Annotated in this window: 22 protein-coding genes; 13 read left to right on the forward strand and 9 right to left on the reverse strand. The window is 61.9% G+C overall.

Annotation, left to right across the window (positions count from 1 at the left end):
* Nucleotides 1-16: 16 nt before the first annotated feature.
* From GQX66_RS13000 to rsd, 4 genes are all read left to right on the forward strand, one after another.
* Complete coding sequence (locus GQX66_RS13000) at nt 17-1,159, forward strand: uroporphyrinogen-III C-methyltransferase (RefSeq protein WP_102717325.1); 1,143 nt, start codon at nt 17-19, stop codon at nt 1,157-1,159.
* Nucleotides 1,156-2,394 (forward strand): heme biosynthesis protein HemY, encoded by a 1,239-nt coding sequence (locus GQX66_RS13005; RefSeq protein WP_240869574.1) that lies wholly within the window; start codon nt 1,156-1,158, stop codon nt 2,392-2,394. The genes GQX66_RS13000 and GQX66_RS13005 overlap by 4 nt, the downstream gene beginning before the upstream one ends.
* A gap of 219 nt (nt 2,395-2,613) precedes the next feature.
* Nucleotides 2,614-3,165, forward strand: a complete 552-nt coding sequence (locus GQX66_RS13010) for a disulfide bond formation protein B (protein ID WP_085746773.1) — start codon at nt 2,614-2,616, stop codon at nt 3,163-3,165.
* Nucleotides 3,166-3,350: 185 nt separating this feature from the next.
* Complete coding sequence (gene rsd / locus GQX66_RS13015) at nt 3,351-3,809, forward strand: sigma D regulator (RefSeq protein ID WP_102685851.1); 459 nt, start codon at nt 3,351-3,353, stop codon at nt 3,807-3,809.
* 60 nt (nt 3,810-3,869) lie between these two features.
* On the opposite strand, the gene GQX66_RS13020 is transcribed toward rsd, so the two are convergent.
* Nucleotides 3,870-4,535: an FKBP-type peptidyl-prolyl cis-trans isomerase gene (locus GQX66_RS13020; protein ID WP_240869577.1), complete on the reverse strand. Its 666-nt coding sequence runs from the start codon at nt 4,533-4,535 to the stop codon at nt 3,870-3,872.
* Between the two features lie 192 nt (nt 4,536-4,727).
* On the opposite strand from GQX66_RS13020, the gene GQX66_RS13025 reads away from it, so the two are divergent.
* A complete protein-coding gene (locus GQX66_RS13025) occupies nt 4,728-5,966 on the forward strand; it encodes an AlgP family protein (protein WP_240869579.1) in 1,239 nt (412 codons plus the stop codon).
* Here the strand turns inward: GQX66_RS13025 and GQX66_RS13030 are convergent.
* The gene (locus GQX66_RS13030) at nt 5,963-6,424 is read right to left on the reverse strand and encodes a TIGR02444 family protein (protein ID WP_134022777.1); all 462 of its coding nucleotides are present in this window, start codon (nt 6,422-6,424) and stop codon (nt 5,963-5,965) included. The genes GQX66_RS13025 and GQX66_RS13030 overlap by 4 nt on opposite strands.
* 50 nt (nt 6,425-6,474) lie before the next feature.
* Between GQX66_RS13030 and GQX66_RS13035 the strand changes: the two genes are divergently transcribed.
* The 3 genes from GQX66_RS13035 to GQX66_RS13045 all read left to right on the forward strand — a co-directional run bounded on the left by GQX66_RS13035 (nt 6,475) and on the right by GQX66_RS13045 (nt 9,714).
* Complete coding sequence (locus GQX66_RS13035) at nt 6,475-8,385, forward strand: ATP-binding cassette domain-containing protein (RefSeq protein WP_240869581.1); 1,911 nt, start codon at nt 6,475-6,477, stop codon at nt 8,383-8,385.
* Nucleotides 8,385-8,966: a mechanosensitive ion channel family protein gene (locus GQX66_RS13040; protein WP_085606057.1), complete on the forward strand. Its 582-nt coding sequence runs from the start codon at nt 8,385-8,387 to the stop codon at nt 8,964-8,966. Before GQX66_RS13035 ends, GQX66_RS13040 begins: the two co-directional genes overlap by 1 nt.
* A gap of 115 nt (nt 8,967-9,081) precedes the next feature.
* Nucleotides 9,082-9,714, forward strand: coding sequence for a LysE family transporter (locus tag GQX66_RS13045; RefSeq protein ID WP_102685847.1), 633 nt, complete (start codon nt 9,082-9,084; stop codon nt 9,712-9,714).
* Between the two features lie 123 nt (nt 9,715-9,837).
* On the opposite strand, the gene GQX66_RS13050 is transcribed toward GQX66_RS13045, so the two are convergent.
* The 5 genes from GQX66_RS13050 to GQX66_RS13070 all read right to left on the reverse strand — a co-directional run bounded on the left by GQX66_RS13050 (nt 9,838) and on the right by GQX66_RS13070 (nt 14,600).
* Entirely contained in the window at nt 9,838-10,581 is a 744-nt protein-coding gene (locus GQX66_RS13050) for a penicillin-binding protein activator LpoB (protein WP_240869583.1), read from the reverse strand.
* Nucleotides 10,582-10,584: 3 nt separating this feature from the next.
* A complete protein-coding gene (lpoB, locus tag GQX66_RS13055; protein ID WP_007951848.1) occupies nt 10,585-11,172 on the reverse strand; it encodes a penicillin-binding protein activator LpoB in 588 nt (195 codons plus the stop codon).
* 36 nt (nt 11,173-11,208) lie between these two features.
* Entirely contained in the window at nt 11,209-11,583 is a 375-nt protein-coding gene (locus tag GQX66_RS13060; RefSeq protein WP_011336502.1) for a YcfL family protein, read from the reverse strand.
* A 15-nt stretch (nt 11,584-11,598) separates the two neighbouring features.
* Entirely contained in the window at nt 11,599-12,993 is a 1,395-nt protein-coding gene (locus GQX66_RS13065) for a hypothetical protein (RefSeq protein WP_007951845.1), read from the reverse strand.
* Between the two features lie 206 nt (nt 12,994-13,199).
* The gene (locus GQX66_RS13070; RefSeq protein WP_085746765.1) at nt 13,200-14,600 is read right to left on the reverse strand and encodes a hypothetical protein; all 1,401 of its coding nucleotides are present in this window, start codon (nt 14,598-14,600) and stop codon (nt 13,200-13,202) included.
* A gap of 199 nt (nt 14,601-14,799) precedes the next feature.
* Here GQX66_RS13070 and GQX66_RS13075 point away from each other — a divergent pair, with 199 nt between their 5' ends.
* From GQX66_RS13075 to GQX66_RS13090, 4 genes are all read left to right on the forward strand, one after another.
* Nucleotides 14,800-15,513 carry an isochorismatase family protein gene (locus tag GQX66_RS13075; protein WP_236188245.1) on the forward strand — a complete coding sequence of 238 codons (714 nt, stop codon included), beginning with the start codon at nt 14,800-14,802 and terminating at the stop codon, nt 15,511-15,513.
* Between the two features lie 8 nt (nt 15,514-15,521).
* Nucleotides 15,522-16,421 (forward strand): LysR family transcriptional regulator, encoded by a 900-nt coding sequence (locus GQX66_RS13080; protein ID WP_240869585.1) that lies wholly within the window; start codon nt 15,522-15,524, stop codon nt 16,419-16,421.
* Between the two features lie 86 nt (nt 16,422-16,507).
* Nucleotides 16,508-18,403: an FTR1 family protein gene (locus GQX66_RS13085; RefSeq protein WP_240869587.1), complete on the forward strand. Its 1,896-nt coding sequence runs from the start codon at nt 16,508-16,510 to the stop codon at nt 18,401-18,403.
* A gap of 4 nt (nt 18,404-18,407) precedes the next feature.
* Nucleotides 18,408-18,863, forward strand: coding sequence for a YaiI/YqxD family protein (locus GQX66_RS13090; RefSeq protein WP_102717355.1), 456 nt, complete (start codon nt 18,408-18,410; stop codon nt 18,861-18,863).
* A 140-nt stretch (nt 18,864-19,003) separates the two neighbouring features.
* Here the strand turns inward: GQX66_RS13090 and elbB are convergent, their stop codons facing one another.
* Nucleotides 19,004-19,672 carry an isoprenoid biosynthesis glyoxalase ElbB gene (gene elbB / locus GQX66_RS13095; RefSeq protein ID WP_102685843.1) on the reverse strand — a complete coding sequence of 223 codons (669 nt, stop codon included), beginning with the start codon at nt 19,670-19,672 and terminating at the stop codon, nt 19,004-19,006.
* Nucleotides 19,673-19,787: 115 nt separating this feature from the next.
* Here elbB and GQX66_RS13100 point away from each other — a divergent pair, with 115 nt between their 5' ends.
* Nucleotides 19,788-21,023, forward strand: coding sequence for a sterol desaturase family protein (locus tag GQX66_RS13100; RefSeq protein WP_240869589.1), 1,236 nt, complete (start codon nt 19,788-19,790; stop codon nt 21,021-21,023).
* Here GQX66_RS13100 and GQX66_RS13105 read toward each other — a convergent pair.
* The gene (locus GQX66_RS13105) at nt 21,004-21,660 is read right to left on the reverse strand and encodes a DedA family protein (protein WP_085746760.1); all 657 of its coding nucleotides are present in this window, start codon (nt 21,658-21,660) and stop codon (nt 21,004-21,006) included. The genes GQX66_RS13100 and GQX66_RS13105 overlap by 20 nt on opposite strands.
* Nucleotides 21,661-21,761 lie beyond the last annotated feature (101 nt).

A 21,761-nucleotide genomic window follows, 5' to 3' on the forward strand; every position in this document is an offset into this window, starting at 1 on the left:
TGCAAAGGATGGATACGTGAGCGAAACAGCCTTGCCTAAAGATGACGTTCAACCTGTGATCGATGCACCGGTTGATGCACCGCCACCGGCCGCGGAACCGCGCCGAGGCAACGGATTGGCCATTCTCGCGCTGCTGCTCGGCGCCGCCGGTGTTGCGGTGGGTGGCTGGGGTGTCTGGCAGGTGCGACACCTGCAGACCAGCACTCAGAATCAGTTGAGCCAGGTCCAGGCGTTGAACGATCAGGCCCAGACCCTGAAGCTCAATGAGCAACGACTGACCGAGCGCCTCGCGCAATTGCCCGGCGCCGATGAACTTGCCGATCGCCAGCGTCTGGTGTCGCAACTTCAGGGCGATCAGCAGCGCCTCAATCAACGTCTGGAAACCGTCCTTGGCGCCAGCCGCAAGGACTGGCGTCTGGCCGAGGCCGAGCACTTACTGCGTCTGGCCAGCCTGCGTCTTTCCGCCCTCCAGGACATCAGCAGCGCCCAGGCGCTGGTGCAGGGTGCCGATGAAATCCTGCGCGAGCAGAATGATCCCGGCTCGTTCGCCGCTCGTGAGCAAGTGGCGAAAACCCTGGTGGCGCTGCGCAGCACCGAGCAACCGGATCGCACCGGGCTGTTCCTGCGCCTGGGCGCCTTGCGTGATCAGGTCGTCGGCCTCACCGAGCTGGCGCCGGAATACAAGGATCGCGGCGATTCGCTGCTGGGCCTGACCTCCGATGGCGACGGCGCCAGTCGCTGGGCGCAGTGGTGGGATCAGATCTCGCGCTACATCCGCATCGATTTCAACGCTGACAAAAATGTTCGGCCGCTGCTTGCTGGCCAGAGTCTGAGCCAGGTGCGTCTGGCCCTGAGCCTTTCGCTCGAACAGGCGCAATGGGCCGCGCTTAACGGTCAGGCGCCGGTGTACACCCAGGCCCTTGCAGAAGCGCGTGACGTCCTCACGGGCAACTTCAATCCGGACAACCCGCAGAGCAAGATCATGCTCGAGCAGGTCGCGGAATTGAGCAAGCAACCGGTTACCGTCAACACGCCGGATCTCGCTGGAACCTTGAGTGCGGTTCAGGCGTATCTGGAGCGCCGTAACGTCAACGCCGAAGACTCGGTGAAACCCTTCGCCAAACCAGCCGCCAGCACCGCTCAGGAGGCGACACCATGAAGCGCCTGTATGTGATCGTGTTTCTGGTGATCGCGGCAACGGCGGCGCTGGGCCTGGCGATTGCCGAGCATTCCGGATACGTGCTGGTCGCCTACAAAAGCTTTCGTTATGAATCGAGCCTGTGGGCGACCCTGGCGGTGGTGGCGGTGCTGTGGCTGCTGGTCTGGGGTATCAAGGCGCTGGTCGAACTGGTGCTGACCTCGGGCGGCGTGGTCAATCCCTGGTCGCGTCGCAACCGCAGCCGTCGTGTTCAGGTGGCCATCGAGCATGGTCAGCTCGATCTGGCCGAAGGCCGCTGGGCCAGTGCCCAGCGTCACCTTTACCGGGCCGCCGAAGCCGAGCGCCAGCCGTTGCTGTATTACCTGGGTGCCGCCCGCGCCGCCAACGAACAAGGTAACTACGAGGAAAGCGATCGCCTGCTGGAGCGCGCCCTCGAGCGTCAGCCGCAGGCCGAGCTGGCGATCGCTCTCAGCCATGCGCAGTTGCAGACTGATCGTGGTGATACCGATGCGGCGCTGGTCACCTTGCAGGCGATGCACGAGCGCCATCCGCACAATGTCCAGACCTTGCGTCAATTGCAGCGTCTGCATCAGCAGCGCGGTGACTGGTCGTCGGTGATCCGGCTGTTGCCGGAGCTGCGCAAAGACAAAGTTCTGCCACCGGCCGAACTGTCCGAGCTCGAGCGTCGTGCCTGGGGGGAAAACCTTTCCCTGGCGGCCCAGCGTGAAGAGGATGGAGCCGTCGGTTTGCAGTCGCTCAACCGCGCCTGGCAGCAACTGACTTCTGCCCAGCGCCAGGAGCCGGCGCTGGTGTTGGCCTATGCCGAGCAATTGCGTCAGTTGGGTGCTCAGGTCGAAGCGGAAGAAGTGCTGCGCACGGCGCTCAAGCGCAAGTACGACAGCCATCTGGCGCGCCTTTACGGTCTGGTGCGCGGCAGCGATCCGGCGCGTCAGTTGCAGACGGCCGAAGGCTGGCTCAAGGATCATCCGGGTGATGCCAGCCTGCTGCTGACGCTGGGGCGCCTGTGCCTGCAAGCCAGCCTGTGGGGCAAGGCACGGGACTATCTGGAAAGCAGCCTGCGAGTACAGCGCAATCCGGAAGCGTGCGCCGAATTGGCGCGCCTGCTGGCCCGGCTGGGTGACACCGAGCGCAGCAACCTGCTGTTCCAGGAAGGGCTCGGTATGCTGGATGAACGACTTTTGGCTTCGCCATTGCCCGTAGCCGTTCGGGCGTGATCAGAAAGGAGGAGCGTGCTCCTCCTTTTCTTTCCGATGACGGAATAGTTACCGTTAAATCTCCTCCAGAGCAACGTCCTACAGAGGGCTACACCGAATCCTTCGGTGCCTGTCGGGATTTCCCTACACTTCTGCTGAAGTGTCGCCAGTGACCTGCCTTGAAAGCCCGAGGCCCTTTCCTCTACCGTAACTGCCTGTCTTTATTGTTACGGATAAGCCATGTCGTTGGCCTGCTCACGCTCCCTGTTCTTTATGGCTTTTACTGCGGGGATTCTGGCCCTGGGAGCTTCCTATTACCTTGAATATGCGGTCGGTCTGGTGCCTTGCAGTCTGTGTCTGGTCCAGCGTCTGTTCATGAGCGTCCTCACCCTTTGTTGTGGTGTGGCTGCGATCCATGGGCCGCAACGTGTCGGTCTGTCGCTTTACTGGATGATGGCGTTGCTCACCAGTCTTGGCGGGACGACAGCGGCGTGGCGGCAAGTGCTGCTGCAAGGTGATTCCCTGCAAAGGTTGGCGCATTGCGCGCCGGGTCCGGAAGAAATGTTCAGCAGCCTGCCGTGGTTATGCGCGCTGATGCGGATGTTCAACGATACGGCCGATTGCGCGGAATTGTCCTGGACGCTGTTCGATCTGAGCATTCCGGAGTGGAGCCTGCTGTTTTTTGTGGGGATGTCGATCCTGGCCGTTTACCAGTTGCTGCGGCAGGTCTGGATGGCGTTGCAGCAACCGCTCAGCGGCCAACCGTCGCACCCGGTGCTGGTCAGGGATTAAACACTTGTATGAACTTTCTCTCCTGCGTACCTTGAAGCCATAGGCGTGCGGGCATAATCTGGCCCGCACGTGTCATTGGAATTGTGTTGCTCGATGACGCTCTGCCTGGCCGCCTCTCAAAGCAATATTCACAAGAAGGGGCGCGGGTGTAGAGCAGCATGACCCACAAGGGAAGAGAGATCGCCATGCTCGAAAGTTGTCAGAATGCTCAGGAACGTTGGGGTGGAGTTCATCTGCTGATCGACCGCTGGCTGCAGGAGCGTGAGGAATTGATCGCTGCCTATGACAAGCTGGGCGCCAAACCTCAGGCACTGTCCGAGGATCGAAAGCCCTTGCAGGAATTCTGCGGCGTGCTGGTCGATTACGTCTCGGCCGGCCACTTCGAGATCTACGAACAGCTGACGGGCGAGGCCAAGGCCTTCAACGACAAGCGCGGCCTGGAACTGGCCGAGACGATCTATCCGCGGATCGATGTCATCACCGAAAAACTGCTCGCGTTCAACGACCTTTGCGATGAAGGCAGATGCGTTGCGGAGAAATTCAAGGAGCTGGGCGGCCTGCTCCACGAGCGCTTCGAACTGGAAGACTGCCTGATCGAAGTGCTGCATACCGCACACAAGGAAGAGGATTCGGTTCAGGCCTGAATCGGACTTCGCAAGACACAGAAACGGTGCGCCCACAGCGCACCGTTTTTTATTGGGCGATCAACTGGTCGCGCCGCGCAATTCCACTTCGAACACCAGCGGTGTGAACGGCGCGATCAAGTCGCCGGCACCGTCGGCGCCGTACGCTTGATCCGATGGAATCACCAGACGCCACTTCGCGCCGACCGGCATGTTCTGCAACGCGGTGCGCCAGCCGGCGATCACGCTGTCGAGATTGAACCACTGCGGCTGGCTGTTCTGATCGAACACGGTGCCGTCGGGCAATCGACCGATGTACAGCACCTGCACTTTTCCATCCGGACCGGCCTTCGTGCCATTCCCCGGCGCCAGCTCGGTCAGCAGGATGCCGTCGGCCAACTCCTTCACACCCGGTTTGGCTTTTTCGGCGGTGAGAAAACGTCGCTCGCTTTCCATCGCCGCTTCAGTCGAAGGCATCGCCGCCTGCTCGGCTGTCTGCGATTCGTGATCGGCGAGGATCTGCTCGATGCGTGCTTCGCTCAATGCCAGCGGCTTGCCTTGATAGGCCTGTTGCAGGCCTTCGATCAACGCCTGGATCTGGAGCTGCGGCACTTCCTGACGCAGCCGTTCGCCGAGGCTGGCACCAAGGCTGTAAGCCAGATCGTGAGCGTCATTCGCGGTGGTTTTTTCGTCGGCCTGAGCCACGGAAGAAATCATGCAGAGGGATAAAAAAAGGTAGCGCGACATGGGCACTCTCCGTCCTGAATTGCGGTGGATTATGCCAGCGCGAACGTCTGCAACGGTGAACTGCTTTTGCCAATGCACAGAAGTTTTTCGCAAGCCTGCAACCGAGTGCTTTCGATACTGTCAACATGCCCTAGCGGCGGTAGCAGCAGAGGTCTAGTATGAGCCGCACTCACGTCAGCCAGGAGGTAAACCATGTCGGCCACCAAGAAGCCTGTAAACACTCCGTTGCATTTACTCCAACAACTCTCGGGCAGCCTGCTCGAGCATCTGGAAAACGCTTGCTCCCAAGCCTTGGCTGATGCTGAAAAACTGCTCGCCAAACTGGAAAAGCAACGCGGCAAGGCGCAAGAAAAACTGCACAAATCCCGCACCAAATTGCAGGACGCAGCAGCAGCCGGTAAAGCCAAGGCGCAGACCAAGGCCAAGGCTGCCGTGAAGGAACTCGAAGACCTGCTCGATGCGCTGAAGGATCGTCAGTCCGATACCCGCAGCTACATTCTGCAACTCAAACGCGATGCCCAGGAAAGCCTGAAACTGGCCCAGGGTGTCGGTCGTGTTCAAGAGGCTGTCGGCAAGGCGTTGTCCCTGCGTTCGGCTAAACCTGCAGCGGCACCTGCGAAAAAAGCGGCCGCCAAACCTGCTGCAAAAGCACCGGCCAAATCGCCTGCCAAAGCGCCAGTGAAAGTCGCTGCAAAACCAGCCGCGAAGAAACCCGCAGCAGCCAGCGCTGCCAAAACTGCGGCTAAAACCACAGCGGCCAAACCAGCTGCCGCCAAGCCGGCTGCTGCAAAACCAGCTGCCAAGCCTGCGGCGAAAACCGCTGCTGCGAAAGCGGCTCCGGCAAGAACTGCCGCTGCAAAACCAGCTGCCAAGCCAGCCACCAAAGCAGCCGCCAAGCCGGCAGCAAAACCAGCCGTTAAAGCCGCCGCTAAACCAGCCGCTAAACCAGCCGCTAAAACTGCTGCTGCCAAGCCTGCGGCGAAAACCGCTGCCAAGCCGGTTGCTGCCAAACCTGCAGCCAAAGCGGCGGCGAAACCAGCGGCCAAGCCTGCGGCAAAACCCGCTGCAAAACCAGCGGCCAAACCGGCTGCTGCAGCGAAGCCTGCAACGACCGCCGCCAAGCCAGCGGCCGCTGCAAAACCGGCCGCCAAGCCAGCCGCGAAACCTGCTGCAAAACCAGCAGTGAAAAAACCTGCCGCTGCCAAGCCGGCTACCGCCAAGCCGGCTACCGCCAAGCCAGCTGCCGCCAAGCCAGCAGCAAGACCAGCTGCAGCAAAACCGGCCACTGCACCTGCTGCCAAACCTGCCGCACCGGCAACCCCGGCTCCGACCGCAGCACCGGCATCCGCCGCCACTACCTCGACCACCGCAACCACGCCATCGTCGGCGCCGGTGTCGAGCGTCACCAGCAACCCGTCCAGCGCTTCCTAAGTGTCGGTCGCCGCGACGCGCAGCACTTGCAGCGCGTCGCGGTTCAGGTTGGCCGCAGGGCCGGCCAGCACTTCCAGCCAGTCACTCGATTCCTTCGAATGACGCTTCCAGCCTTGCGCGGCACCTTCCAGTCGTGACAGCAGCGCACGCTCCGCCTCCAGCTCCAATCCCTTGATCTGCTCGCGCATGCCCTTGAGCACCGGATCGGTGTCGGCCAGGGTTTTCCACTGCATGCGCAATGCGCGTAACGGCTGGACCACTTCCCGGTCCCAGGGCTCTGTCAGTTGCAGCAACTGCCGGGCACGCGCCTCGTCACAGGTCGCATCGCGTTGTTCCAGCCATAAACCGCACAGCATCAGGCACACGTTGGCCCCCGCCGATTGCAGGCGCAGGCAGGCATCCTCCACGCCGGGACGGGCGTAGACGGCAAGGGCAAAGCTCCACAGGTCAGAGGACATCGTGCTACTCGCGCCAGTTGCGGGGGAAGCTGGTAGACTCCGCCGCCATTATGATCCGACTTCAGAACCTGACTTTACAGCGTGGTCCGCAACGTCTGCTAGAAGACGCCGAGCTGACCCTGCACGCCGGCCACAAAGCCGGCCTCATCGGTGCCAACGGCGCCGGCAAATCCAGCCTGTTCGCCTTGCTCCGCGGTGAGTTGCACCCGGACTCGGGCGACTGCCTGTTGCCGGCCGACTGGCGTATCGCCCACATGCGCCAGGAGGTCGACACGCTCGAACGCCTGGCGGTCGACTATGTGCTCGACGGCGATATGCGCCTGCGCGAAGTGCAGCGTGAGCTCGCGGCAGCCGAAGAGGCCCACGACGGCACCGCGCTGGCCCGCCTGCACGCCGAACTCGACAGCGCCGATGGTTACACTGCTGACGCCCGTGCGCGCAAATTGCTGGCCGGCCTCGGTTTCACCAACGAGCAGATGGATCGTCAGGTAGGAGATTTCTCCGGTGGCTGGCGGATGCGTCTGAACCTTGCGCAGGCTTTGATGTGCCCATCAGACCTGTTGCTGCTCGACGAACCGACCAACCACCTGGATCTCGACGCCATCATCTGGCTCGAAGAGTGGCTGAAAAGTTACCCCGGCACCTTGCTGCTGATTTCTCACGACCGGGACTTCCTCGATGAGGTGGTCGATCACGTGGCCCACGTCGATCAGCGCAAGCTGACGCTCTACCGTGGCGGCTATACCGCGTTCGAACGCGCCCGTGCCGAGCGTCTGGCCCAGCAGCAACAGGCCTACGAGAAGCAGCAGGCGCAGCGTGCGCACATGGAAAGCTACATCGCCCGCTTCAAGGCCCAGGCCACCAAGGCCCGTCAGGCCCAGAGCCGGATCAAGGCCCTCGAGCGCATGGAAGAACTGTCGGCGGCCCACGTCGATTCGCCGTTCGATTTCGTGTTCCGCGAGTCGACCAAGATCTCCAGCCCGCTGATCGACCTGTCCGATGCGCGTCTGGGCTATGGCGAGAAAACCGTGCTGGAGAAGGTCAAGCTGCAACTGACCCCCGGCGCGCGGATTGGCTTGCTCGGCCCCAACGGCGCGGGTAAATCGACCCTGATCAAAAACCTCGCCGGTGAGCTCGAACCGCTGGCCGGGCGCCTGACTCGCGGTGAGAACACCGTGGTCGGTTACTTCGCCCAGCATCAGCTTGATTCGCTGGACGCCAAGGCCAGTCCGTTGCTGCACTTGCAGCGTCTGGCGCCGACCGAGCGCGAGCAGACCCTGCGCGATTTCCTTGGTGGTTTCGACTTCCGTGGCGCGCGCATCGATGAGCCGGTGCTGAATTTCTCCGGTGGCGAAAAGGCCCGTCTGGCCCTGGCGTTGATCGCCTGGGAACGGCCGAACCTGCTGCTGCTCGACGAACCGACCAACCACCTCGACCTGGAAATGCGCCTGGCGCTGACCATGGCGTTGCAGGAATTCAGCGGCGCGGTGCTGGTGGTTTCCCACGATCGACACCTGCTCAAGAGCACCACCGACAACTTCTTCCTGGTCGCGGACGGCAAGGTCGAAGAGTTCGACGGCGACCTCGAGGACTACGCCCGCTGGCTGGTGGAATACCGTCAGCGCAATGCCCCGGTCAGCAACACACCGGTCAACCCGGACAAGACCGACAAGAAGGCCCAGCGTCAGGCTGCCGCTGCGTTGCGTCAGCAACTGGCGCCGCACAAGCGCGAAGCCGACAAGCTCGAAGCCGAGCTCGGCAAGCTGCACGAGAAGCTGGCGAAGGTCGATGCCAGCCTTGGCGACAGCGACATTTACGAGCCGGCGCGCAAGAACGAATTGCGAGACCTGCTGGCCGAACAGGCCAAGCTGAAAGTCCGCGAAGGCGAACTTGAAGAAGCGTGGATGGAAGCCCTGGAAACGCTGGAAAGCATGCAGGCGGAGCTGGAGGCGTTGTCCTGATGGAAGCCTTCAAACTTCCATTGCCGGCGATGTGGGTCGAGCCGATCTGGCTCGGCGTGCAGATTCTGCTGATCCTGCTGGCCGGCTACTTCGCCCAGCGCGTCGTCGCCCGATTCCTGACCCGCCTGGGCGAGAAGTATCCGTTTCCGCCGCAGCTGCTGATGCCGCTGCGCGGCGGACTGCGCTGGCTGATCATGGGCAGTGCGCTGATCTTCGTGCTGGAACGCCTCGGGGTCTCGGCCACAGTGCTGTGGACTGCGTTGTCGGGCTTCGTCGCGGTGGCGGCGGTGGCGTTCTTCGCCATGTGGAGTGTGCTGTCGAACCTGCTCTGCGCGATTCTGATCTTCACCGTCGGCCCGTTCCGTCTTGGCGATGTGGTCGAACTGGTCGACACCACCGACAAGCCCGGCGTCAAAGGCCGGGTGGTGGCGATCAATCTGCTCTACACCACGTTGATCGAGGCTGAAGAGCTCGGCACCGGCAGCGCCATGGTGCAAGTGCCCAACAGCCTGTTCTTCCAGCGCTCGGTGCGCCGCTGGCGCGGCACGGATATCTTCCCTTCCAGCGGTTTCGAAAAGTGATCGGGCGCCGGCCACGTTGGTCGGCGGCCGCAACATCCTGCAAAAAATCGGTAGTCATTCAGCCAAATCCGCATTAGCTTTGAGGATTGTCACGAGTCCGAAGTCGAGGTGTGCGATGGAGCTTCAAACATGGCTGGCGTTTTTTGCCGCTTGCTGGGTGATCAGTCTTTCTCCGGGTGCCGGCGCCATTGCGTCGATGTCCAGCGGCCTGCAATACGGTTTCTGGCGCGGCTACTGGAATGCCCTGGGCCTGCAGATCGGCCTGGCTGTGCAGATTGCCATCGTCGGCGCCGGTGTCGGCGCGATCCTTACGGCTTCCGCCACCGCGTTCCATGCGATCAAATGGTTCGGTGTCGCCTACCTGGTTTATCTCGCGATCAAGCAGTGGCGCGCATTACCTATGGACATGAGCGATGACGCAGCGGTACGCCCGATCGGCAAACCGCTGGCTCTGGTGTTCCGTGGCTTTCTGGTGAACATCAGCAACCCCAAGGCGCTGGTGTTCATGCTCGCGGTGCTGCCGCAATTCATCAATCCGCATGCGCCGCTGCTGATCCAGTACGTGGTGATCGGCGTGACCATGATCGCGGTCGACCTGATCGTCATGGCCGGCTACACCGGTCTGGCGTCGAAGGTGCTGCGCCTGTTGCGCACACCGACACAGCAGCGACGCATGAACCGCACGTTTGCCGGACTGTTCATTGGCGCCGCGGCGTTCATGGCGACGTTGCGCAAAGCCGCCGTGTAAAGCGTACAGGCACAAAAAAGGCGACCTTCTCAGGTCGCCTTTTTTTGTGTCTGGAACGCAGAGCGTCCCGGGCTGCATTCCCACGCGGACGGTTCGACGCCTCGACGTGGGAACGATCATCGGTCAGTGAAGAATCACTGGCGCCGTATCACGCGGCAGATTGTTGCGCTGCTGCGGTTCGCGCGGCTGCTCGTAACCACCACCACCGAGCTGCATGCTCAGTTGTCCGGCCACGTCTTCGCCCAGTGCCTTCGAGACTTCACGCACCACCCGCGGGCGGTTGAGTGAGATCCTGATGTCGCGGTGGTTCACCAGTTTGGTGTCCTGCGCTTCACCCATCGCCGTGAAGGCCGAGGTGATTTCGTAGGTCTTGGTATTGATCAGGCTGAAGTCGGCCACCAGCGTCAGGCCCAGCACGGCCGAATAGCTGTCGGTGTGCGCCAGCTCGTTCATGTCCTGAGTGAAGTCGATGTCCGACACGGTGCCGAACAGCACGTAGTCGGCACCCTTGAAGTTGCCGGCCTTGATCCGCTTGATCACATCGTAGATGTCACCCTTGGACGACGCTGTGTACGGCGTGCCCTGCACCAGCTGGAACATGCCGGTACGCAGGATTTCACCCTTGATGTCGCCGGTGAACTTACGCAGTTCGGTCTGTTCGATGTAGCTGGTGTTGGCTTCGAATTCGTCGTAGCTCGAAGAACCGCTGGAGCTGTAGTAGCCCTCGCGGTAGTTGTTCTTCGACGAAACGATGTGGATGTATTGCTCCACACGTTCCTGGTACGCCAGATCCGTTACCGCGACTTTCGGGGCCGCTTGCACGCTGAACGCGCAAGCCAGGGCCATCATGCCAATCCATGTGCGCATCGATTAACGCTCCGTGGTTTTGCGGATCTCTTTCTCGTCCATCCACTCGGCCAGACCGCTTTCAACGTCGATCAGTTGCAGGCTGAATTTGTAGAAGACGTCCTTGTAGTCGCTGCTGCGCTTGACGATCGAGCTGATCGAACCTTCAAGACGGTATTTGGCAGCGATCATGTTGCCAGTCTTGGCCACGGTGCTCTTCTTGTACAGGCCGCTCTGGTTTTGCAGTTTGAGCTGGTCGACCTGGCTCTGCATCGCGGTGTTGTCGCTGGCGAAACGGGCGGTACCGGACTTCATCAGCTGGGTCTTGATGCTGGTGGTGATTTCGCGGGTGTCGATGTATTCGCTGGTCTTGTTCTTCACGTCGTAGACCTGCACCACAGGGCGACCCTGCAGAATGCCGGACTGGGCCAGGGAACGGGTCATCGACTCGGCGATCATCTGCAGGTCGGTCGAACCGAACTCGTTGGTCACGGTTTCAACGGCCTTGGTGTCGCCGTAGCTGATGTTCTTGCTGCCCAGGGTCGGCGAAGTGTTGGCGCAACCGGAGGCCAGCAGGGCGAGGACGGCGATGAAGGAAAAGCGTGCAAACATGGGAATGCTCTCTGAATCGGGAATAGGGTGTCGGGCTTAAGGCGTCTTGAGTTCCAGACGGAAATCCACGGCTTTCGGCGTCGGGGCGATGCCCTGGATGAAGCTGGTCTGGGCGCCGTACATCATCTGGCTCTTCCAGACTTCTTCTTCGGCGATCGGGAAACCTTCCGGCCCGAGCCAGGCGAAGCGGTAGTAGAACGTCTTGTTGCTGTTGAGGGTGTTGCTCAACTGCACGTTGACGGTCATGAAGCCGTTTTCGCGGGCCACGCGCATCGCGCCGACCACGATGTGTTTCTGCGGGCCCATGGCCACGACCTTGCTCGCGGCACTGCCCGGCTCCGGTGGTGGCGGGGTGGCGCAACCGCTCGCCAACAGGGCGAGGGCGGCGACGGCGATGAGTTTGAAGCGCATGCAAAGACTCCGTTCTTAAGGTTGTTTGAGGCTGGCCACGGCGGTGGCGCCAGCGCTCGGGGTCACGTGGGCGGCGAGGCCTGCGGCGAACACCTGATTGCCGACGGCGCGCAGGGTGATCACCTGATAACGCTGATCGACGGTCACCTTGACCTGAGAGCCACCGACGGCGCTCGGCAGAGTGACTTGGTGCTCACCTTTCTTCAAGCGCAGACGTACCACTTGAGTGGTGTCCGGCAGGGTGCGCCACGTACGGGTATCGGCACCTTCGAGCACAGCTGAAGAAATACCGACCGCCAGACCGGCCAGCGGGTTGGTTTCGTTGATCTTCTTCTGGGCCACACCTTTGGTGATTGCGCGCACGGTGGTGCGCAGGATGATCCCCGGCATGTCATCGCGCAGGGCGCGGCGGGACATGGCGGTGGTGCTGTTCAGCGCGGTCAGGTCGACCTGTTGGCCATCGACACCGATCTGCGCGAATGGCGCGGTGGAGGTGTCAGGTTTGATGATCGGGAACGACAGCGGAGTGATCACTACGTTGTTGGAGATTGGCAGCGGCAGCGGCACGCGGATCGAATCGCGGGCCGGCGCCAGACCGCTTTGCACCACGATCAGGATGTCGCTGTCGTCGCTCTTGACCGGCTTGTCGAGGTTGACCAGCGCCTGCTCCAGCAGCGGCGTGTTCGGGCGCAGTTCGGCAGCCTTGCGATAGCCCGGCGCAGCGAGGTCTTTCTCGCCCAGGGCTTCATAAACGAAACCGGCCAGGTAATGGCTGAACGCACTCTGGTAGCTGTTTTTCAGGCCGACCACTTCCGGCGCGTCGAGGCTGGCGACCGGGTAGCCCTGCAAGTCCTTGTATTCGGTCTTGATGCCTTCTTTCTCGGCTTCCTCTTCGCTCTTGAGGTATTCCTTGTCGCGCAGGTCGGCGATCACCGCTTCACGTTCGTGAGTCTTCTTGATCGCGGTGCGGGCGCCGTCGAAATCGTTGACCGCCAGCAGGTTCAGAGCCATCTGCGTGGTCAGCATGACTTTTTCGTAGTCGTAGCCTTCGTAGCGGCGGACCTTGTCGTTGACCAGGAAACTGCCGAACTGGGCCAGGTACTTGTCGGTGTCGAGCTTGACCGAGTCTTCCCACTTGCCCACCACCTGGTCGGCGCTGGTCCAGGCATTCTGGCTGCCGGACAGGTCGCCCTTGGCGCGCAGCAGCTCACCCTTCTCGAAGTAATAGAGCAGGTCCTTGTCCGGGCCGGTGTTGTTCTTTTCCAGCAGGGTCAGGGCGGCGTCGACGTTGCCGGTGGCCAGTTGCTGGTTGGTCTGGGCCAGTTCGGAATCGTAGTTGCGAAACGCCGAACAGCCGGACAGCAGGGTGACAGCGCTGAGCGCGATCAGAGTGGGAGCGCGGAATGCCATGGGGTACTTCTTCCATGAGTAGCGACAGCCTCGGGTGCGGGTCGGGCTGCTGGGACCGATCGACAGTGGCGCTGGCCTCCTGCCAATTCCTCATAACAAGAGGAGCTTTAATGCCGCAACGCGATAGCGCGGGCGCGGCATTATAAGCGGGCGGTGCTGGCTATGTAATAGCTTTTTAATTGCACCGGTTAGTAAGGTGCCATTACTTATTTCAGGCCGGATACCACGCGGCTTTCCGGCGATGTGGAGGCCTGGAAAGCGCTGCCGTTGGCATAGATTCTGTCGCCCAGGGCGCGCAGGCCGATGATCTGACGATCCTGATCGATGCGGATTTTAAGCGGTGCGACACCGGGTGCGGTAGGCAGATTGATCATGTGCTCGCCTTTCTTCAGCCGTAGGCGCAGTACCTGGGTGAGGTTGGGCAGGGTGCGCCAGGTGCGGGTGTCTGCGTGCTCGAATCCATCGTAATGGGTCACATAGGACGCCTTGGCCGGGTTGCGCCGATTGTCGGTGCCCTGGACGTCTGCCGCCAGGAACGCGCGATACGTGGTGCGCTGGATGATCCCGGGCATGTCGTCACGCAGAGTGCGCAAGGACATGTCGGTAATGTTGTTGACCGTGATCAGCTTCTTTGGACGACCGTCGAGGCTGATCTGATCGAAGGGTGGGGTGGACGTGTCGGGCACCATCACCGGAAACGACACATTGGCCACGATCACCTGACCGTCCTCAAGCTTCACCGGATACGGCACTCGCACCGAACTGCGAGCCGGCGCCAGCCCGCTTTGCACGATGATCAGCACATCGCTTTCGCCCGCCTTGAGCCCGGGGCTGTCGAGGTCATGCAATGCCTGTTGGAAGAACGGCATGTCAGGACGCAGTTCTATGGCCTGACGGTAACCGGGTGCGGCCAGATCCTTTTCACCCAGGGCTTCATAAGTGAAGCCGGCCAGATAGTGGCTGAACGCACTTTGATAGCCGTTCTTCAGCGCGATGACCGCCGGCGAGTCCAGCATGACCACCGGGTAACCTTGCAGATCCTTGTAATGCACACGCGCGCCTTGGGCCTTGGCGGCGTTTTCAATGCGCTCGTATTCCAGCTCCCGTTGCCGGGCGATCATTGTTTCGCGTTCGTGGGTTTTCTTGATGTCCGCACGGGCACCGTCGAAGTCATTCACGGCCAACTGATTCAGGGCCATTTGCGTGGTCAGCATGACCTTTTCATAGTCGTAACCATCGTAGCGACGAATCTTGTCGTTGATGATGCTGCCCCATTGATTGCCCAGGGCGGACAGCAACTTGTCGCCGGCGGTTTCTATGGTGTCCTGACGCTGGATCACCATCTGTTCGGCGCTGCGCCAGGCGACCTGACTTTGCGGCAACTCTCCGGCAGCGCTGAGTACCGCGCCTTTCTCGAAGTAATACAGCAGGTCTTTTTCTTCATCCGGGTTATGCGCCTCGATCAGGGCCAGCGCACCGTTGGTGTCGCCCGCTTTCAACTGATCGGTGGTCTGTTGCAGTTCCAGGTCGTAATTGCGGTAGGCCCCGCAACCGCTCAATTGCAAGACGATGCTGAACAACAGGGAAAACAGCAGGCAATGGCGCATGGCGAGGGGTTCTTCCTTGAACAGAAGGGCGGCTGAAGTGGCGCATTATAGTGGGAGATGATGGCTAATTGCCGGGCAGAATTTTTGACATGATCTGTGCAAAAGTTGCACAGATCATGTGCCAATACTGCCGTGGTCAGGGCGTTTGCGGATTTCTAGACTTGGCCCGACTTATACGCCTCTCTACAGGAACCGCGTCATGACTCTCTCGCAAACGTATCGCTGCAGCTCAGTTTTCAGAATCCTGTTCGCCAGTCTTGGTCTCGCTGCGGTCAGCAGTGCGATGGCCAGTACTGCACCGGATGCTCATCCAACCCTTCGTGCAATATCCGGCGCGGCGCCGATCGAACGCCTCGACCCGAAGACCACCGCGCTGGTGGTGATCGATTTCCAGAACGAGTACTTCAGCGGACGCCTGCCGATTCCCGACGGCATCGCAGCCATGAACAAGGCCCGTGAGCTGATCCGCTTTGCCGATCAGGCGAAGATTCCAGTGTTCCAGGTCCAGCACGTCGCGCCCGCCGGTTCGCCAGTGTTCGCACAGGGCGGCGAGACCGTGAAGTTTCATCCGCTGATGCAGCCGAGGGCGCAGGATCACGTGCTGCAAAAGACAACGGTCAGCGTGTTCGCCAGCACCGATCTCGATCGGCAGCTCAAGCAGGCCGGCATCAAGACCGTGATTTTCGCCGGGCTGATGACCCACGCCTGCGTTGCCGGCGGTGCCCGGGACGCTGCGCCGTTGGGCTATCAGGTCGTGGTAGCATCCGATGCTTCGGCGACCCGGGCGATCACCCGCGTCAACGGCGACACCGTCGACAAGGACAGCCTGCACCGCGCGGCGCTGGCCGAAATCGAAGACACCTTCGGTGACGTCATGACCACGCAGCAGATCGTTCGCCTGCCACTCGACTGAGGGCTTCGATGAATCAGCTGTTGGCCATGCGCGCGTTCCGTTGCATCGTCGAGTGTCGCGGCTTCACTGCCGCCGCCGAGCGGCTCGACACCACGCATTCGACGATCTCCCGCCAGCTCCAGCAACTGGAGGCGGAGCTCGGCACGCGCCTGATCAACCGCAACACCCGGCGCTTCAGCCTGACCACGGCCGGGCAGCAGTATTATGCCGCGTGCGTGGACATTCTCGATCGCGTCGATCAGGCCGCACTGGCGGTCGGGCAGGCCCGTGAGACACCCAGTGGGCTTTTGCGCATCAGCGCGCCGGTGGTGATCGGCACGCTGGAGCTGGCGTGCTGGTTGCCGGCGTTTCAGCAGCGATATCCGGAGGTTGAGGTCGATCTGTCCTGCGATGACCGTTTTGTCGACCTGATCGCCGAAGGCTTCGATGTCGCGCTGCGCATCTGCGGGCCGCTGGCGGATTCATCCTTGGTGGCGCGTCTGCTGACGGTATCCGAGCTGGTGCTGGTGGCCTCGCCGACCTACGTCGCGCGACACGGTCTGGTGCGCCAGGTCAGTGAGCTGGCCGAACATCAATTGCTCGCGTTCGCCGGCGGTGGCGACTGGTCGCTGACCGATGCGCGCGGGCTGACGACAGCGGTGCGGGCTCAGGGGCGGTTCAAGGCGGACTCGATCAGCTCGCTGCATGCGGCGGCGCTGGCCGGTGTCGGGATTGCCGCGTTCACCCGGACCACGGTGCAGGACGATCTGTTGCGTGGCCGGCTGGTGCAGATCCTGCCCAACTACAGCCTCGGTCAGCGGCATTACTACGCGCTCTATCCTCACGCCCGGCATGTGGCGCTGAAGGTGCAGGTGTTCGTCGAATTCATGGCGGAACACTACCGCAAGGCGAGTGCACCCTTGCGCTAAAAGCCGTCGGGCCGCCAAGAAAGCTTGAGGGAAACGCGCTCGACGTGAACAATATGTAACTTCGCATTTCCACTTGAGACTCATTCATGACTGCCGCGTCCCGATTTCTGGCCTGGCTGGTGTTCCCGTTGTGCGCCCTGAGCAGCTTCAATCTGCTGGCCGACACCGTGGAAGGCGCGCCGCAAGCGCTGCACCTGCTCGATTACATCAGCGCCGATTACCCGCCAACGGTAGCGGCAGGCAAGGTCATCGACGACGGCGAGTACCGCGAGCAGCTGGAGTTCACCCAGGTGCTGCAAGGGCTGATCGCCGGCCTGCCAGCCAAGCCGGAAAAAGCGGCGCTGGAACAAGGCGTGACTGCCTTGCACGCCGCGATCACGGCGAAACAGGACGGCGCAGACGTCGCCCGTCAGGCCCGGCAACTGGGCGCGAAACTGGCGGTGGCTTATGAAGTCAGCCAGGCCCCGATCATCACCCCTGATCCGACCCGTGGTGCGCCGTTGTACGCGCAAAACTGCTCGGTGTGTCACGGCGACACCGGTGCCGGCGACGGCCCGGCGGGTCTCGGCATGACGCCGACGCCGGCCAATCTGCGCGACGCTGCGCGGATGGATCACCTGAGCCTGTACGCGATCTACAGCACCCTCGGCCAGGGCGTCGAAGGCACTGACATGCCGGCGTTCGCCGATCAACTGGATGACCGTCAGCGTTGGGACCTGGCGACCTACATCGCACAGTTCAGCGCCGATCCGGCCACGGCCAAATCCGACAAGACCTACAACATCGCCGACCTGGCCCGCCAGACCCCGGCCGAAGTGCAGGCTGCCGAAGGCGCTGAAGCCGCCGCGATCTTCCGTGTACAACGGGCGCAGCCGCCGCAGGTCAAGCGCGGCCCGGCGCAGTTGCTCGACTACACCGCCGCGACGCTGGACAAGAGCCTGGCGGCGTACCGCGCCGGTGAGCACGATCAGGCCTATGACCTGTCGGTGGCGGCGTATCTGGAAGGCTTCGAACTGGTCGAAAGCTCGCTGGACAACGTCGACGCCAACGTGCGCAAGGACACCGAAAAATCCCTGATGGCCTATCGGCAATCGCTGCAGGACGGCTTGCCGGTGGAGCAGGCCGAGCAGCGTCTGGACGCGGCCAAGGCCAAACTCAAGGAATCCGCCGGCCTGTTGGGAAGCGATGGTCTGAGCTGGTCGCTGAGCTACATCTCCGGACTGCTGATTCTGCTGCGCGAAGGTCTGGAAGCGATACTGGTGCTGGCGGCGATCCTCGCGTTCCTGCGCAACACCGGCCAGCAATCGGCGGTGCGCAGCGTCAACGTCGGTTGGGGGCTGGCGCTGCTGGCCGGCCTCGGCACCTGGGCACTGGCGGCGTATGTGATCGACGTCAGCGGTTCCCAGCGTGAACTGCTCGAAGGCGCCACGGCGCTGTTCGCCAGCGTCATGGTGTTGTGGCTCGGGGTGTGGATGCACGACCGTCGGCACGCGGCGGCCTGGCAGGATTACATCAAGCAGAGCCTGGTTGGCGGAGGCGGGCGTTTCGGTTTCGCGATCCTGGCGTTCTTCTCGGTGTACCGCGAACTGTTCGAAGTGATCCTGTTCTACGAAACCCTTTGGCTGCAGGCCGGCCCTGCCGGGCATAACGCGGTACTCGCCGGCGGCGCGACGGCGCTGGTGCTGCTGTTCGGTCTGGCGTGGGTGATTCTGCGCGGCTCGGCGAAACTGCCGCTGGCGCTGTTCTTCAGCATCAACGCGGCGCTGCTCTGTGCGTTGTCGGTGGTATTCGCCGGCCACGGCGTGAAGGCGTTGCAGGAAGCCGGGATCTTCGGCACCCGGCCGGTGGCGTTCTTCGATTTCGACTGGCTGGGCATTCATGCCGATGCCTATTCGCTGACGGCGCAGGCCGTGGCGATTGCGGCGATTATCGTGCTGTACGGTCGCAGTTGGGTGGCTGAAAAGCGCCGCATGGCGGCTTGAGATGATGCGCGTATGGATCGATGCCGACGCCTGCCCGAAGATGGCCAAGGAGCTGGTGGTCAAGTTCGCCCTCAAGCGTCGCTTCGAAGTGGTGCTGGTGGCGGGGCAGCCGCAGAGCAAACCGGCGCTGGCGATCGTCAAGCTGATCGTGGTGCCGAGCGGCCCGGATGCGGCGGATGATTATCTGGTGGAACACGCGGTGCCGGGTGAACTGGTGATCTGCAGTGACATCCCGCTGGCCGACCGGCTGGTGAAGAAGGGCGTGGCGGCGCTGGACCCGCGAGGCAAGGAGTTCGACGCGCAAAACATGGGTGAGCGGCTGGCGACACGCAACCTGTTCACCGACCTGCGTGAACAGGGCCAGGTCACTGGCGGCCCGGCACCGTTCGGTGACCGCGAGAAGCAGGCGTTCGCCAATGCGCTGGACCGGATCCTGACACGGCTGGCGCGCCAATCCTGAGTGGATGATCGTTCCCAAGCTCTGCCTGGGAATGCCTCTCGGGACGCTTCGCGTCCCAGCCTCACCACCGATGCAAAGCAGACGCGGAGCGTCCAAGGCTGCATTCCCACGCAGAGCGTGGGAACGATCACGGTCTCCGGTCAGGCGTCGTTTTCGTGGGTCAGTTCCAACACCCGATCCACCAGCTTGTTGATCCCCGAAGCCGCCTCGCTGATCGACTGCGCCAGCATATACGCTGGGGTGGTCACCAGTTTGCGCGCCTTGTCTTCGACGATATCGGTCACCGCGCAGTCCTCGTGGGTGGCGCCCATCTTGTTCATGGCGGCAGCCGTGTCGGCGTCGTTGCCGATGGTGCAGGTCACGCCCGGGCCGTAGATTTTCGCGGCCAGAGCCGGGGAGATGCAGATCAGGCCCACCGGTTTGCCCGCTTCGGCAAAGGCTTCGGCCAGCGCCAGCACTTGCGGTTGTACGGTGCAGCCGGCGCCTTCGATGGCGAAGTTCGACAGATTCTTCGCCGCACCGAAACCGCCTGGCACGATCAGCGCATCGAAGTCCTCGACATCGGCCTCACGCAGATCCTTGACGTTACCCCGGGCGATGCGTGCCGATTCCACCAGCACGTTGCGCGATTCGGGCATTTCTTCACCGGTCAGGTGGTTGATCACATGCAATTGCGCGATGTTCGGGGCGAAGCACTGCACCTGTGCGCCGCGCTGGTCAAGGCGTAACAGGGTAATGACGCTTTCGTAGATCTCGGCGCCGTCGTACACGCCGCAACCGGACAGGATCACTGCAACTTTTTTGCTCATGGGTTTCTCTCCAGATTCATGGCGCTAAATGTCCTCTAATTTGTCGTTCGTTGCCATAGGATCAAGCCGCGGCTACACCTAGGATCTGTGCTACAGATTCCGACCAGGGCGCGACATGAACTTCATTCTGTATGCGGTGCCGTTTTTCTTCGTATTGATGGCGGCGGAGCTCATCGCCGACCGCTGGCGCGGGGTGAGCAACTATCGCCTGGCCGATGCGGTGAACAGCATCAGCACCGGGGTGTTGTCGACCACCACCGGCCTGTTGACCAAGGGTGTGGGCCTGGTGACCTATGCGTTTGCCCTTGAGCATCTGGCGCTGGTCAGGTTGCCTGCGGACAGCGTCTGGGTCTGGGTGTTTGCCTTTGTCTGCTATGACTTCTGCTATTACTGGCTGCATCGCATGGGCCATGAACGCAACATCCTCTGGGCCGCGCATTCGGTGCATCACCAGAGCGAGGACTACAACCTTTCCACGGCCTTGCGCCAGACCAGCACCGGGTTCCTGCTGAGCTGGATCTTCTACCTGCCGATGGCTGTGCTCGGGGTGCCGTTGCTGGTATTCGTCAGTGTCGCGGCGCTGAATCTGCTGTATCAGTTCTGGGTCCACACCCGGCACATTCCCAAGCTCGGCTGGTTCGAGTGGTGCTTCGTCACGCCATCCAATCATCGGGCCCACCATGCACAGAACGCTCTCTACATGGATCGCAACTACGGCGGGGTGTTCATTATTTGGGACCGTCTGTTCGGCTCGTTTCAGGAAGAGGACGACAACGAACCGGTGATTTTCGGCGTGACCACGCCGCTGGCGAGCTGGAATCCGTTATGGGCCAACCTGCAGTTCTACGTGCAGCTATGGGATGACGCACGCCGGGCCGAGCGCACCTGGGACAAGATCCGGATCTGGTTCATGCGCACTGGCTGGCGTCCGGCGGACGTCGCGGCGAAGTACCCGATGAGCAAGCCGGACCTGAGTCAGTTCCGCAAGTTCGAGGTGCCGCTGGACTGCCGTCAGCAGTGGTACGTGGGGTTGCAGTTCGGCGTCTATGTCGCGCTGGGCAGCTATCTGCTGAATCTGGAACGCAGTCTGCCCACCGGCGCATTACTGCTCGGCTGGGGCGCGGTGGCGTTCGGTTTGTTCGTGTTGGGCGTGGCCCTTGAGAATCGCCCGTGGGCGGGGAGGCTGGAAGTGCTGCGGCTGGCCTCGAATCTGCCGCTGGTGTGGCTGGCGCCGCTGGTCGGACTCTGGCCGGCCAGCCCGGGAATGTGGGTCGGCCTGCTCAGTTACAGCCTGCTCAGCGGTATCGGGCTGTATTGCTGCCGCCAGCGACTTACTCGGCTGGCGTCTTAGGGTCGGCGGTCTTGGCCATTTCGGCTTTGTGCCGTTCGGCCTTGGCCAATTGCTCGGCCTGTTCTTCTTCGTAGACCTTTTTCGCCAGCCGGGCATTCTTGAACCGGCGGCGCAGCCACAGGCCCAGGCCAAGCACCAGCAGCGCGCCCAGTACCCACAACTCATACTTCTTGATGCTGCCGAGCATGCCTTCGAGCACGGCGCCGAAGTGGTAGGCGGCAGCGGCCAGGGCGGTGGCCCAGATCGCAGCGCCGATACCGTTGAGCAGCAGATAACGTCCCGGCGGATAGCCCGACAGGCCGATCGCCACCGGCATCACCGTGCGCAGGCCGTACACGAAGCGAAAGCTCAGGACCCAGATGTCCGGGTGCTTGCGGATGTGTTCCAGCGCGCGGTCGCCCATCATCTGCCAGCGCGGTTTGCGCGCCAGCAATTTGCGCCCGTGTTTGCGGCCCAGGAAGTACCACAGCTGATCGCCGGCATAGCTGCCGAAGAACGCCACGACCACCACCAGTTTGATGTCCATGTATTCACGGAACGCGAGGAAGCCCGCGAGCACCAGGATGGTTTCGCCTTCGAAAAACGTCCCGAGAAACAGGGCAAAGTAGCCGAAGTCATGCAGAAATTGTTGGAGCATTGTCTGGGTGCTGGCGAAATGAACGCGCAGCCTAACCCTTCGGACACATTCAGGAAAGTGTCGAAATGTGTCTCGACGTGAACATTTCCTACGCTGAGAAT

The sequence above is a fragment of the Pseudomonas sp. B707 genome, from assembly GCF_022496685.1.
In the GTDB taxonomy this organism is placed as follows: Bacteria; Pseudomonadota; Gammaproteobacteria; order Pseudomonadales; family Pseudomonadaceae; genus Aquipseudomonas; species Aquipseudomonas paraglycinae.

Bases quoted from the DNA above. Each gene is read 5' to 3' on its own strand.
- GQX66_RS13030 (WP_134022777.1), bottom strand. From the start codon at position 6,424: ATGTCCTCTGACCTGTGGAGCTTTGCCCTTGCCGTCTACGCCCGTCCC.
- GQX66_RS13090 (WP_102717355.1), top strand. From the start codon at position 18,408: ATGCGCGTATGGATCGATGCCGACGCCTGCCCGAAGATGGCCAAGGAG.
- rsd (WP_102685851.1), top strand. From the start codon at position 3,351: ATGCTCGAAAGTTGTCAGAATGCTCAGGAACGTTGGGGTGGAGTTCAT.
- GQX66_RS13070 (WP_085746765.1), bottom strand. From the start codon at position 14,600: ATGCGCCATTGCCTGCTGTTTTCCCTGTTGTTCAGCATCGTCTTGCAA.
- GQX66_RS13060 (WP_011336502.1), bottom strand. From the start codon at position 11,583: ATGCGCTTCAAACTCATCGCCGTCGCCGCCCTCGCCCTGTTGGCGAGC.
- GQX66_RS13075 (WP_236188245.1), top strand. From the start codon at position 14,800: ATGACTCTCTCGCAAACGTATCGCTGCAGCTCAGTTTTCAGAATCCTG.
- GQX66_RS13085 (WP_240869587.1), top strand. From the start codon at position 16,508: ATGACTGCCGCGTCCCGATTTCTGGCCTGGCTGGTGTTCCCGTTGTGC.
- GQX66_RS13035 (WP_240869581.1), top strand. From the start codon at position 6,475: ATGATCCGACTTCAGAACCTGACTTTACAGCGTGGTCCGCAACGTCTG.
- GQX66_RS13020 (WP_240869577.1), bottom strand. From the start codon at position 4,535: ATGTCGCGCTACCTTTTTTTATCCCTCTGCATGATTTCTTCCGTGGCT.
- GQX66_RS13010 (WP_085746773.1), top strand. From the start codon at position 2,614: ATGTCGTTGGCCTGCTCACGCTCCCTGTTCTTTATGGCTTTTACTGCG.
- elbB (WP_102685843.1), bottom strand. From the start codon at position 19,672: ATGAGCAAAAAAGTTGCAGTGATCCTGTCCGGTTGCGGCGTGTACGAC.
- GQX66_RS13040 (WP_085606057.1), top strand. From the start codon at position 8,385: ATGGAAGCCTTCAAACTTCCATTGCCGGCGATGTGGGTCGAGCCGATC.
- GQX66_RS13045 (WP_102685847.1), top strand. From the start codon at position 9,082: ATGGAGCTTCAAACATGGCTGGCGTTTTTTGCCGCTTGCTGGGTGATC.
- GQX66_RS13065 (WP_007951845.1), bottom strand. From the start codon at position 12,993: ATGGCATTCCGCGCTCCCACTCTGATCGCGCTCAGCGCTGTCACCCTG.
- lpoB (WP_007951848.1), bottom strand. From the start codon at position 11,172: ATGTTTGCACGCTTTTCCTTCATCGCCGTCCTCGCCCTGCTGGCCTCC.
- GQX66_RS13080 (WP_240869585.1), top strand. From the start codon at position 15,522: ATGAATCAGCTGTTGGCCATGCGCGCGTTCCGTTGCATCGTCGAGTGT.
- GQX66_RS13025 (WP_240869579.1), top strand. From the start codon at position 4,728: ATGTCGGCCACCAAGAAGCCTGTAAACACTCCGTTGCATTTACTCCAA.
- GQX66_RS13100 (WP_240869589.1), top strand. From the start codon at position 19,788: ATGAACTTCATTCTGTATGCGGTGCCGTTTTTCTTCGTATTGATGGCG.
- GQX66_RS13005 (WP_240869574.1), top strand. From the start codon at position 1,156: ATGAAGCGCCTGTATGTGATCGTGTTTCTGGTGATCGCGGCAACGGCG.
- GQX66_RS13105 (WP_085746760.1), bottom strand. From the start codon at position 21,660: ATGCTCCAACAATTTCTGCATGACTTCGGCTACTTTGCCCTGTTTCTC.
- GQX66_RS13050 (WP_240869583.1), bottom strand. From the start codon at position 10,581: ATGCGCACATGGATTGGCATGATGGCCCTGGCTTGCGCGTTCAGCGTG.